At 35.3% G+C, this 12,824-nt stretch carries 11 protein-coding genes and 1 rRNA gene; 7 read left to right on the forward strand and 5 right to left on the reverse strand.

Translation table 11 applies throughout. The features are described from left to right. Nucleotides 1-239 precede the first annotated feature (239 nt). The 3 genes from sufD to sufB form a co-directional block, all read right to left on the reverse strand. Nucleotides 240-1,601, reverse strand: a complete 1,362-nt coding sequence (gene sufD, locus ACP6PK_RS05445; protein WP_426558446.1) for a Fe-S cluster assembly protein SufD — start codon at nt 1,599-1,601, stop codon at nt 240-242. Nucleotides 1,602-2,162: 561 nt separating this feature from the next. After that, nucleotides 2,163-2,945, reverse strand: a complete 783-nt coding sequence (sufC, locus tag ACP6PK_RS05450; protein ID WP_426558448.1) for a Fe-S cluster assembly ATPase SufC — start codon at nt 2,943-2,945, stop codon at nt 2,163-2,165. A 448-nt stretch (nt 2,946-3,393) separates the two neighbouring features. Further along, nucleotides 3,394-4,830: a Fe-S cluster assembly protein SufB gene (sufB, locus tag ACP6PK_RS05455; RefSeq protein WP_426558450.1), complete on the reverse strand. Its 1,437-nt coding sequence runs from the start codon at nt 4,828-4,830 to the stop codon at nt 3,394-3,396. Between the two features lie 385 nt (nt 4,831-5,215). Here sufB and sufR point away from each other — a divergent pair, with 385 nt between their 5' ends. The 5 genes from sufR to nadC all read left to right on the forward strand — a co-directional run bounded on the left by sufR (nt 5,216) and on the right by nadC (nt 8,913). Next, nucleotides 5,216-5,932, forward strand: a complete 717-nt coding sequence (gene sufR, locus ACP6PK_RS05460; protein WP_426558493.1) for an iron-sulfur cluster biosynthesis transcriptional regulator SufR — start codon at nt 5,216-5,218, stop codon at nt 5,930-5,932. Between the two features lie 46 nt (nt 5,933-5,978). Next, entirely contained in the window at nt 5,979-6,350 is a 372-nt protein-coding gene (locus ACP6PK_RS05465) for a hypothetical protein (RefSeq protein WP_094675005.1), read from the forward strand. 227 nt (nt 6,351-6,577) lie between these two features. Beyond that, a 5S ribosomal RNA gene (rrf, locus tag ACP6PK_RS05470) occupies nt 6,578-6,694 on the forward strand. 639 nt (nt 6,695-7,333) lie between these two features. Beyond that, complete coding sequence (locus ACP6PK_RS05475; RefSeq protein WP_426558452.1) at nt 7,334-7,825, forward strand: TerB family tellurite resistance protein; 492 nt, start codon at nt 7,334-7,336, stop codon at nt 7,823-7,825. A gap of 224 nt (nt 7,826-8,049) precedes the next feature. Continuing rightward, nucleotides 8,050-8,913, forward strand: a complete 864-nt coding sequence (gene nadC / locus ACP6PK_RS05480; RefSeq protein WP_426558454.1) for a carboxylating nicotinate-nucleotide diphosphorylase — start codon at nt 8,050-8,052, stop codon at nt 8,911-8,913. Nucleotides 8,914-9,239: 326 nt separating this feature from the next. Here the strand turns inward: nadC and ACP6PK_RS05485 are convergent, their stop codons facing one another. Together ACP6PK_RS05485 and ACP6PK_RS05490 are read right to left on the reverse strand one after the other, a co-directional pair. Next, the gene (locus tag ACP6PK_RS05485; RefSeq protein ID WP_426558456.1) at nt 9,240-10,268 is read right to left on the reverse strand and encodes a C39 family peptidase; all 1,029 of its coding nucleotides are present in this window, start codon (nt 10,266-10,268) and stop codon (nt 9,240-9,242) included. 1,091 nt (nt 10,269-11,359) lie between these two features. Further along, nucleotides 11,360-11,863 carry a hypothetical protein gene (locus tag ACP6PK_RS05490; protein WP_426558458.1) on the reverse strand — a complete coding sequence of 168 codons (504 nt, stop codon included), beginning with the start codon at nt 11,861-11,863 and terminating at the stop codon, nt 11,360-11,362. Between the two features lie 320 nt (nt 11,864-12,183). Between ACP6PK_RS05490 and ACP6PK_RS05495 the strand changes: the two genes are divergently transcribed. Together ACP6PK_RS05495 and ACP6PK_RS05500 are read left to right on the forward strand one after the other, a co-directional pair. Beyond that, nucleotides 12,184-12,396 (forward strand): hypothetical protein, encoded by a 213-nt coding sequence (locus ACP6PK_RS05495; RefSeq protein ID WP_426558460.1) that lies wholly within the window; start codon nt 12,184-12,186, stop codon nt 12,394-12,396. Nucleotides 12,397-12,486: 90 nt separating this feature from the next. Next, nucleotides 12,487-12,762, forward strand: coding sequence for a BufA1 family periplasmic bufferin-type metallophore (locus ACP6PK_RS05500; protein ID WP_426558462.1), 276 nt, complete (start codon nt 12,487-12,489; stop codon nt 12,760-12,762). Nucleotides 12,763-12,824: the final 62 nt, after the last annotated feature.

The following is a 12,824-nucleotide window of genomic DNA, read 5'->3' on the forward strand; positions in this document are numbered from 1 at the left end:
TTAGTAATTCCAGTCACTGGAAATATTTATTGGCAAAAACTATAAGTTTGGTAGGGGTTTGGTCTCCAAACCCCACACTCCAAACCCCCCACTCCAAACCCCCCACGATATTTAATTTTACCTAAACTCAATATCGTTGAGTTATTAGTAATTCCAGTCACTGGAAATATTTATTGGCAAAAACTATAAGTTTGGTAGGAGGGTTTGGAGACCAAACCCCTACGGTTTTATTCCTTCTTTTAAACTTTACAAGCGACACATTGTTTTAAAATATGTTGCAAAGAAGGTAGGGGTAACTTGTTAATAATTTCTGCTGCAAAAGCATCAATTAATAAGTTGCGACTTGCTTCTTGACTCAAACCTCGACTTTGTAAATAAAATACCTCATCATCATCTAACTGACTAACAGTTGCTCCATGAGAACATTTAACATCATCGGCAATAATTTCTAACTGCGGTTTTGTATCAACTCTCCCTCCAGAAGAAAGTAACAAATTACGATTTAACTGAGCAGCATTTGTCAACTGTGCAGTTTGAGAAACATAGACTTTCCCATTAAATACAGAATGCGCTTTATTGTCAACAATACACTTATAAAGTTGGTCAGTCACACCATGGGGATGATTCAAAATAATGCTGCTGTGAGTATCCGCTTCTTGCTGGTTACCAATAAATGACAAACCATAAAGATTAGTTTCTGTTCCCTCACCCATTTGAGTCACTTCTAAATTATGACGAGATAACTTTGCCCCTAAATGAATAGCATTACAGCTATAACGACTATTTTTTGCTTGAGCGATCGCTGTTTTGCCAATATGAAATGCTGCTCCTGCATCTCGTTGCACCCTAGTATGATTAATTTCGGCATTTTCCTCTACCCATATTTCTGTGACAGTATTTGTCAGATAGGGGTGAGAACTTGGTGCTTCTGGGCAAATTACTTCTGCTGTCACGCAATGCTCAACTATTTTCGCGCTACTATTACTTTCTGCGACGACTAAACAACGACGCTGAGTCAATATGGGAATTTCCGTCTCAGTAGCAATAAATAATAGATGTATTGGTTTTTCTACCACCTGATTTTTTGGCAACCATACTACTGCTGCATCAGTTAAACCAGCAGTATTTAAGGAAGTAAATACTTCTTGACTTCCTGGTTGTTGCGCCAAATAATTGCCGATGCGCTCTTGATATTCGGTTGGTAACTGTCCCAAGTTGCCTACAAATATCTCATTTTCTATATCTGTCAGGGATGATAAGTTAGGTGCAAATACTCCATTAACAAATACCAACCGACTGTCTATTGCTTCCGGTAAAATAAAGGGAGCGATACTCAAAGCATCCAATTCTACAGGAGCAGGTGCTTGGAAACCTAACTTCATCATTGCAGATAAGTCAGTAAATCGCCATTCCTCATCTTGCTTAGTCGGAAAAGCTAACTCACGCACCCAAGTTGCTGCGCGATCGCGAACCTGTTGTAACCAAGCTGCCATATTTGCACCTAAAGGAAATTCTGGAGGTACAGTTGGAGAAACTCCTTTACAAGATTCTTCGAGTAATTTATCTAAATAAGATATCTCTGGTTTTACAGACACTTGCATAATTTTTATACCAATTATCAAAACTAGGGAACAGGGAACAGGGAACAGGGAACAGTTGAATTTCCAAGGGTTTTTCGTATAGGGAAACGCGGAGCGTTTTATGTTACGAAGCAAAACAGCATTGAGAAATGTCTGCGCCCTTTGCTTCGACTGCTATCATACTATACTTAGATGACACTTCAATTATTAAGTCATTAACACACTTTTTTTTAATCTTTTTGATAATTATCTATCAATCAGTTAGTGTTAATTCTTTTTATGTGTAGGGACGTTGCACAGGCAAAAATGCGTTTTCCGTTCCGGAATGCTCCGCTTTCCATGTCGGCGACAGCCGTTAACGGAGTTATGCGCCAGCAAAACATGTTCCGCAGCAAAACGTCCCTACTATTCTACTCATCCGCTCAAGGAAATTTATAAAAGTTTCTGAGAAATTATCTTCCCAAAAATTAAGGTTTAAAACCTCTCCTTTCATTTCAGGGAGAAAAAAAGTTCCTCTGAACCAATCATCTTAGTTTTTAAGAAGAGGTAATTATTAATTATTAATTGTTAATTATTAATTATTTAAACCCCTACCTTTGCTTCTTCAATCACATCATCGTAACCTTTTTCTTCTAGTTCTAATGCTAATTCTTTTGTACCAGTTTTAATAATTCTACCGCCTTCAGTTACATGAACAAAATCTGGCACAATATAGTTTAATAAACGTTGATAGTGAGTAATTACTAACATAGAATTTGATTCATTTGCCAATTCATTTACTCCGTTTGCGACTATCCTCAAAGCATCAATATCTAATCCTGAATCTGTCTCATCTAAAATTGCTAATTTTGGATCTAACAATGCCATTTGTAAGATTTCATTTCGCTTCTTTTCTCCACCAGAAAAACCTTCATTTACACTGCGGTCTAAAAATTCTGGTTTCATCTTGACAATACCTAATTTATCCTGTACCAAATCGTCAAAATCAAAAGCGTCTAATTCTTCTAATCCTTGATATTTCTGTTTCGTATTATAAGCAACTCGCAAAAAATCTAAGTTGCTCACTCCAGGAATTTCTAGAGGATATTGAAATGCTAAGAACACACCATTTAATGAACGTTCTTCTGGCTCCATTTCTAATAAATTTTTACCTAAAAATGTAACTTCTCCACCTGTAACTTCATAAGCAGGATGACCTGCTAATACTTTAGAAAAGGTACTTTTACCGGAACCATTCGGACCCATAATAGCATGAATTTCTCCAGCTTTTATTTCTAGATTCATGCCTTTAAGAATCTCTTTTCCTTCGACATTAGCTGTTAAGTTTTTAACAGATAAAATAACTTCGCTATTTTCTTTAATCATGTTTACCCCTTTGAATAGTTCTGAATTATTTTTTTTTAGTAAAATCCTTGAATAAGTGTAGGTTGGGTTGTTTGCGCGATTCATTGCGCAGCATAGAACGTTTGCGGAGCATTTCCAACGGAAAAACCCAACAACAAGTACCTAATTTTATTCCTAAATCACAGGAATATATGCTTTTAGACTTGAAAGTATATGTAATTAATCCTGCATAATTACTTAATAACCTATCCCTTATTAAGACAGATTTTTATAAAGTATGGCAATAATAACGCTGATGTTGGGTTTCACTTTGTTCTACCCAACCTACATTTTTACGCTAATTATTAATTGATGATGAATAATAAATAATGCCAACCATCTCTGATTATCAATTATCCATTGGTAAGGAAAAGCTTTAAACCTCTAGGAATTAATTATCAATTATTCATTATCCATTATCAATTATTAATTATCCCACCGTTCCTTCTAATTTCAAACTCAATAACTTATCAGCTTCCGCAGCAAATTCCATCGGCAATTCATTAAATACATCTTTACAGAAACCACTGATAATCATAGACACTGCATCTTCAGCAGAAATACCTCTTTGAGTAAAATAGAAAAGTTGGTCTTCTCCTATTTTAGAAGTAGAAGCTTCATGCTCAACCTTAGCAGTATTATTGTCTACTTGAATATAGGGAAAAGTATTTGCTTGAGCGCGATCGCCTATTAACATTGAGTCACATTGAGAATAGTTCCGCGCACCCTTCGCACCAGATCCCATTTTCACTAAACCACGGTAACTATTAGCAGAATTTCCAGCAGAAATACCCTTAGAAATAATTGTACTGCGAGTATTTTTGCCGATATGTACCATTTTTGTACCTGTATCTGCTTGTTGTTTATTATTAGTTAGAGCAACAGAATAAAATTCTCCTACTGAGTTGTCACCCACTAAAACACAACTAGGATATTTCCAGGTAATAGCGGAACCAGTTTCTACTTGCGTCCAGGAAATTTTAGAATTTACTCCCTTACACAAACCGCGCTTAGTCACAAAATTATAGATACCACCCTTACCATTTTCATCTCCAGCAAACCAGTTTTGCACAGTCGAATATTTAATATCAGCGTTATCCAGAGCAACAAGTTCAACAACCGCAGCATGAAGTTGGTTAGTATCAAACATCGGAGCAGTGCAACCTTCCAAATAGGTGACAGAACTACTTTCTTCTGCTACAATAAGAGTCCGCTCAAACTGCCCAGAGTCACCATTATTGATTCTAAAGTAAGTAGACAAATCCATCGGACATTGTACACCTTTAGGAATAAAAACAAAAGACCCATCACTAAATACAGCAGAATTTAGAGCAGCAAAAAAATTATCCCCCACTGGTACAACACTACCCAGATATTTTTCCACTAATTCTGGATATTCCTTTACTGCTTCAGAAATAGAGCAAAAAATCACTCCTTCTTCAGCAAGCTTTTCTTTAAAAGTAGTAGCAACAGAAACACTATCAAAGACAGCATCAACTGCAACATTACTCAGACGTTTCTGCTCTGATAGAGGGATACCCAGTTTCTCAAAAGTATCCAACAAAGTAGGATCTACTTCATCTAAGCTTTTTTTCTTATCTTGAACCTTTGGCGCTGAATAGTAAATTATATTCTGGTAGTCTATTTTTGGATAGTCAACCTGCGCCCATACTGGTTCCTTCATTTGCAACCACTTCTGATATGCTTTGAGGCGAAAGTTAAGCATAAACTCTGGTTCATTCTTTTTTGCAGAAATCAGACGAACTATATCTTCACTGAGTCCGCGAGGAATAGTATCTGATTCAATATCAGTGACGAAACCATATTTATAAGGTTGATTAACTAAGGTTGTTACTTTAGCAGTCATTTTACTTATTTCCTAGTAATTATTTCCTAGTTATATTTATAGGACTTACACAGAAACCGGGTTGATCGACGAAATTTCGTGATTTGAAATAATCAGGGCAATAAACTCGGTTTCTTGTTTGGGTGTCTAAGTCCTGATTTACTTACTTAGTAATTTAAAGAGGCTTTAGTGGCCATTAGGATTTAAACAACTTATTTGTTGCTTAAGTCTATTTTAGGTTACATTAACAACAGTGATATTGTCAAAGTCCAGTAAAAAATTTTTTTTGACCAAAAAAACAAAAAATAAGGTCTCTTGTCCTTTTAAGGGAATAAAAAATCAACTTCAGTATTTCAAGTGTCCCAATACAGAGGTTGTTACTGATAACTGATAACTGATAATTGAAATAATGGAAACAACTCAACAAAATTCAACCAAACAAGAAATCCTGCAACATTTGATGAAGCGAACTCAAGCTACTGCTTCAGAGTTAGCTGAGTCATTAGAAATTAGCCCCCAGGCCATACGTCGCCATTTAAAAGACTTAGAAACAGAAGGACTGATTATATATAAATCAGTAGCAACAGGAATGGGAAGGCCACAACATATCTATGAACTGACAACTCAGGGACGCGATCGCTTTCCCCACAGTTACGATCAGTTCGCTGTTTCTTTTCTGGATACTTTGGCAGAAACTATGGGATATGACCAACTTACCCAAATCCTGCACAAACAATGGCAACGTAAGGCAATGCACTATCGCCAACTACTGGGAACAGGATCAGTGCAGGAGCGCGTAGCCCATTTAGTAGAACTCCGCAAAGCTGAGGGTTACATGGCAGAGTGGTATCCTAATGAACAGGTCAAAATTGAAAATTCAAAATTCAAAAGTGATTCAACTTTAGAGGAAGTTGAAGGATATATATTGATAGAACATAACTGTGCCATATCTAATGTGGCCGAATCTTTCCCCAGTGTTTGTGGCCATGAGTTAGAGATGTTTGGTGCTGTACTGCCTGATTGTACTGTAGAGAGAACCCATTGGATTGTTAATGGAGAACATCGTTGTGGTTATTTAATTATTAAACAGAAGGAAGAAGGAAGAAGCGAAGAAGTGGTGTAATTTTTCTTTATACTGTCAATAAAAAAATATAAAATTAAAAGTTGATATGCAACCATCGATGGAATTTTTAACGCCAGAGGAGTCTGCTCAAGTTGATGCAGCGCTCCTAACTTCTAAGGATAAGTTTTCAACACGATTGGCCATTTATTCTTTGAGGTGTTTAAGGCAAATAGCCACTGAAACAGGTTTGACTCCAGAGAAAATACCTGCTGAACAGGTGGAAACTTGGATTAAAAAGGATGAAAGTCTGAAGCAAAATTTAGATATAGATGCTAATTTTGAGAGTTTCTTTATTAAATTGGTGATGGCCTCGTTATCTCCTTTAAAGCAGGTTGCTCAAGAATCTGCTATACCAATTCAGGATTTGACAGTTCAGCAGGTTATTAAATGGTTTGAGAAAAAAGGAAAGCTAGACTAAAGATTTTAGGCACGGATGGGATGATTAAGAGATGGACGTTTTTTAGTTAGGCATTTGAGGAAAAATGAACGATTTGAACTCAAAGTTTGAGACGGAAAAAAAATTTTGCTTAGGGGGTTGACATTTATAGAAAAGGTATTTATAGTAATAAATGTAAGGAAAACAAAGAGCTGGAAGACCTAAAGGTTAAAGGCAAATATAATTAATTAAAGTGATTATAAAGTTTTCCTGGTGTCTATGACGTAGTGGAACCACTCCGATCCATCCCGAACTCGGAAGTGAAACGCTAGAGTGGCGAAGATACTCGGTGGGTAGCTGCCCGGTAAAATAGCACGATGCCAGGTTAAATATAAACAAAGGTTCTCTTAACGATACAAGAGAACCTTTGTTTTTTGGTGAATTTAACATTCCTCTTACCAAAAAATAAAGGTATAAAGCCTCTCACTCACCGTGGAGAAACAAAAAAAATTTCCTTTTATTCAATCCTCTTCCTTTTAGGGCTATGCTTTATAAACATCTTTCTTAACATAAAACTTGACAAAACAGACAAGTTATGTGTGTGTAGGTCTTGAAAAGGCTTTTTTCACAGCAAAAATGTATTCAAAATTACATTTTTTTTAATAACTTAAGTAGTTTTGCCTAGCTACTATAACTATTTCTCCCTTCTCCCCTGCTCCCTGCTCCCCCTCTCCCCACAAGGTTTTCAGCAGTTCCTTATAAGGGATAGCTTTTAGGGAGAGGTAATTATCAATTATCAATTATCAATTATTGAAAAACAGTATCTAAATACTATTTAGAGCAATCCTAAATAAGTCTAAATAGGTTGTAAGATTTTATCGTAGGGCTTTTGGTCTCGAAATCTCTTGGTACTTGGGTTTGGAGACCAAACCCCTACAGTTTTTTCTCACAATTATTCCTGATTGCTATAGTTATGATATGATTCTCAAGACTATTCTAATGTAATTTATTATTACGAATAACTTATGAGCGATTTATCTGACAAAAAAGTTGAATTTCCGGCATTTTTCCAAGATGAATATGGTTTATCTAATGCTGAAGAAATAGCTACTCTTAACTATGGCTATGCTTTGCTGACTATTGCTGGAGCTGATGGAGAAGTTAGCCAAGCAGAAATGAATTGGCTAATAAATCACCAACTTTCTTTAAATGTGCCAGAACACATTATTGAAGCATACAAAACTTTTGACTACAAAAATGGCAATTTGGAAGAACTAATTCCTGATATTAATAGAGCTGATGTGCCTTTTAATGTTGCCAGATCGTTAATTTATCATGCCATAAAAATGTCTAAAGCTGATTTAGAATTCGCGTATGAAGAACAAAAGGCTGTCATAAAAGCAGCTAAACTTTTAGGAGTTTCTGATGATATTCGATTAGCCTTAAATAGTTTAGTTGATACGGAAGAAAGTGTTAATAGAACGCGGAAAGCATTGATGGAGACAAATAAAATTTGATTAATTGAGGCAGATTTTGTAATTATAATTGTAACTCACGCTAGTTGATTCTAATAGTAAGGGTAGATTAAAAAAAATCTTGGTGTATCATCATTTTGAGAGATATTTTAATCCACCCTGTATATTGATTTTAAATATTAAAATAGGCAATGTACAAGATAATTATTATTGTATAGGAAAAAATAATTTTATTCAATTTATTAATATCGGAAAAAGGCGAAACTATGAAAGCAGTTGTACCTCCAAAACTAATATTAGATAATTTATTAAAAGATTGGCTGCTAGAAGATATTGGTAGAGGCGATCGCACAACTTCTGGCCTATTTTCAGGTAGTGAAGTAATTTTAGGTACTGGCCATTGGTTAGTAAAGGAAGCAGGAGTCATTGCAGGTTTACCCATAGCAGCTAGGGTATTTCAACTTCTGGATGAAAAGGTAAATTTTTTACCCAGTGTTGCAGAGGGGGAATGGTGCGAGAAGGGAACAGTAATTGCTAAATTAGATGGGCCTTTAGATAGTTTACTCACTGGGGAGAGGGTGGCCTTAAATCTAGGAATGCGTCTGAGTGGGATAGCAACTATGACTCGTAGATATGCAGATAAAATTGCCGATCTACCAGTGCAACTCGTTGATACTCGGAAAACAACACCTGGTCTGAGAATATTAGAAAAATATGCCACTCAAGTTGGTGGGGCAAAAAATCATCGGATGGGTTTGGATGATGCGGTAATGATTAAAGATAATCATATTGCTGCTGCTGGAGGTATTGGGGAAGCGATCGCTAAAGTCAGAGAAACAATGCCTTATCCTTTAACTATTGAAGTAGAAACAGAAACATTAGTAGAAGTAGAGACTGCTTTGGAGCATCAAGCAGATATTATTATGCTTGATAATATGTCTGTTGAAGTGATGGAGCAAGCAGTTAAAATGATTCGGCAAAATAATCGTCGGATTAAAATAGAAGCTTCGGGAAATATTACCTTAGAAACTATTAGGAATGTTGCCGAAACAGGAGTAGATTATATTTCTACAAGTGCTCCTATTACTCGGTCAACTTGGTTAGATTTAAGTATGAAAATTAGGGAGTAGGGAGTAGGGAGTAGGGAGTAGGGACTAGGGGAGTATTTTTTTTTCCTTATCTGCCTTTTATGCTAACTTTTTGAGCGTTTTAATGAAGCGGTAAAAATATTTTACAGGAAATGTCTCTTTGACAATAAAAATGATTTATGGCCTAAAAAATGGTATTTAAACCATTAAATTCTGATTTCTGGCTCCTGACTCCTAAAAAATTCCCTAGCTATTTAGTAATAGATGGAGAATCTTTAGCTTACTGATAGAAACTTTTTTTACTATTCCTAATTCCCTATTCCCTAATTCCCTAATTCTATATTCTCTATTCCCTATTCCCTGTTCCCTTATTTTGAAATAAAATGTACCCAGAAACTACCATCTGGCATACAAACATTACGAATTAATCGATAAGAATAATGTAGATAAGCACCACTTAAGTCAGTACGATATCCAGTAGAAAACCATTCGCCATAAGGGTCGTGAATAAATAATCCTTCATTATCAAAACCAACACCAACAATTAGATGACCAAAAGAAGTAAAATAACTGTGTATAGCGACAGGATTTCCTGCTATTAAGAAATCTTGAACTTCTTCAATTGTAGCATTAGTTTTAAAAGTATCTTTACATCCATAATCTCTAACAATTTTAACTAAATGATATGGATTATGACGACTGTAACCTTGACTTAAAGCATACTCGTAAAGCTCATCTTCAAATTCACCATAATTAGAACTACGATTCGCTTCTAAAAATTCTAAACATGAAGCGATTGAAGTAATATTACATAAGCCAGTAGGATTATACCAATCATCTAGTTTTGGTTTGTATGGAACTTTTATTCTGATATTTTCTGGTCTGAACTTGGGATGAACAACTTGATTATTTTCAGAAATTTCAATGTTTTTTTCATGGATATACCAAACTCCTGAACTGTTATGTTTATGGTTACGAAAAGCAATTCGGAAGTGGTTTCTTACTGGAGCGTAAGCTAAAAGTTCAAATTCTTGATTAGCAGGAATATGATGTTTTTCTGAATCAGTTAATTGAGAAGATTGAAGGGGTCTAGACTTAAGAATAGTGTCTTTTTTAGTTTTTAATATAATTGGAGCTGCCGGAATATTTGCTTCTATTGCCTCGAACAATTTGTTAATAGTTTTCTCCCCTAAATATCCAGCTTCACCACTTTTTTGATTAACTTGAAACCGATGAAGTGCTGCGGTAGTTAATGGGCCAAATATCCCATCTACTGGCGGGTTAAGCATATTTAGGTCAATAAGTATGGCCTGAATCTCGCGAGTCAGGTGTTCATCGTCGGCCAGAGTTTTTACGTCGTATTTAAGGTCTGTCCCCAGAAAGTCTTTGAGTTCCATATTATGTTGATAGAACGGGAAATAGTAATCAGGAGCTATAATATACTATTCTCTGGACTAGACCAAATTATGGGACATTTATGAGAAGTTGGTTGGAATTTTAGTTTGTTTTAAGTTTGGGTAATCGTTATTACCATTTGTTGAATTTTCTATAATCGATTGCCCCTGCTATCTTTATACTAATTGAAGGGTTTGTTCTACATTTTTAGGTTTTGGCAGGGTTTTAGCTTATTGCTGATATTCTTCAACTAATAGCTCAAAATTAAGGTCAAGCTTTATTTTGGGTTTTGCAGAATCAACTGCCATAATTTCTAGGTTTCACTTTTTTGCAGTCTAGATTATAGCATTTTTTGAGAGTTGGGTAATGAGTTGAGAGCGATCGCCAAACGCTGTTGATTGTGGAAGGGCGATCGCTCGTTCGTAGTAACGACTTCAGTTGTAGAGATTCAGTTGGCTTCCAAAAGTTAGGTTAGTAAATGAGCAGTGAAAAAGTTTTTGTTTGTAGAATTGCTTGAGCAATATCTATAGTTCTGGCTAGAGCAATTCTACGCAGCTCTAATTAAACTACTCAACCGGACATAATATTACGGCGGGAATTTTCAATGGGGTTATTCACCACAAATAGAAAATATTCCATTGCATGAAGAAATTTGAGAGATACACCTAAAACTTTCAGGTGAATCTCTCTAAAATCAAATAGAGGTGTCTAGTTATGCAAAAATGGATTATGAAGCTTTGATGAAGTTAGATGGGAAAGTGTATCCGGGAAGTTTCGCAGTGGTAGGATAAAAGTTTGAGCAAAAATGTCAAGACTTATACCAGTTTTTATTTCGGCAGACCACAGTAGGGACGTTGCATACAGCGTCCTTACAAGGTTTTGTTTATGGAGATGTCTAATTTGAAAAGGGCTGTAAGCAAAAGATAAAATCCTATATCATCTGTAGGGGCGAATTGCCATTCGCCCCTACTCCCCTACTCCCTAAATAAAGACTTTTTCAGCAAACCCCAAATAGATACTCTCCCTGAATTATCAGAAAAATTGCCAGAAAATTTGTTGTACATCAATAATTTCATTGGTATGATTAGTCATCTTATTTAAGTTTTTCCTTTAATTGATTTAACTGTTCGGGAGTTAGTTTAATTTGTACTTCTAATAACTGTTTAGCATCCTGAAATAAGAGCATATTATTTTCGACAAAAATTTCGGGATTATTCAGTTCAATTCTTTGATATTTAATTTGTGGTAATGCAACTCGAATTACCAGTTTTTGTTGAGATTGTGGAAAAATATATAATTCCTGACGAGTATGATTTAGTGCTAACTTTTGCACAGTTGTATTACTTTCTGTGGGAGAATTAGGTTTCCGCCAATAAAGAGTAATACCGCGAATTTCTGGTTGAGCAATGAGAAATATTTCATCAAATCTTTGTGGTTCCCAATCAAGTTCTGAAATATCTCCACTATCAGGAATTAGTCTTTGTCGCCAGGTAATTTCTTTTCCTGCTAGAGCTGCCCACCATTCACGAATAGTATCTAGATTATTGGGATTTTCTGGGTTATTACTGCCGAATTGCCAAATAGTTTTAAGTTGCATAATTTTGAGATTTTCTTTGAGTTAAATTATGTTCGTTGAATTAATAATAATTTCCTTGATAATAGTGAGTATATACATAAACAAGTAATTTTAGTTGTCTACATACTTAAGATATATTTTTTGAGGATTTTATATATATTTATAGCAAATACTTAAAATTTGGACAGTTACTTATTATAGTACATCTCTTTGGGTGCATCTCAATGCGTGAAGAAAGCCAAAAATTTATCGCTTTTAGGGAACAGGGAACAGGGAACAGGGAACAGGAAATAGGGAATAGGGAATAGGGAATAGGGAAAAAGTATTTTGGCAAATATGAGATGCACCCATCTCTTTTAGGAAGATTATCAAAATTACTTAAATTAAGATTTTTAACTTTTAACTTTATAGTTGCACAGATGCCAGCAGGTAATCAGTTTGCCATGACAAAATTCAATCTACTCTATAAAATTTTACTGATGAATAAGCGGGAGAAAAATCCCAATCTTAATGCTCAAAAAGACTCACCAACTTTTTACCAATTTCTCAGGTGAATCTCAGATTTTTCAAAGACTGTCTTAATATCTATTGTAGATACTTTTTATATTGAAGATTAAAGTTTATTAATAGGAGCAAATGACATTATGAAAAACATCAATAAGAAGCTAGCTTTAGCTACTGCTATGACTGGTGTATTAGCTGTTGGTATTGCTACTCTAGGTAGTAATCAGGAAGCTCTTGCTGGAAAAGAAGGTATGGAAAAATGTGCTGGTATTGTTAAAGCGGGCATGAATGATTGTGGTACTAGCAAACATGACTGTTCGGGTAAGGCTACAGTAGATTCAGATAAAGAAGAGTGGATTTATGTTCCTATAGGTACTTGTGAGAAAATTGTTGGTGCAACTATTAAGGGACAATAAGAAATAGGCTTGCTATATATTAGCTACCAAAGTAAAGTGATTATTACAAAAATTTTGGCATT

Origin of the sequence: Dapis hubbardiae BLCC-M172 (genome assembly GCF_050016015.1) — a bacterium.
GTDB lineage: Bacteria > Cyanobacteriota > Cyanobacteriia > Cyanobacteriales > Microcoleaceae > Trichodesmium.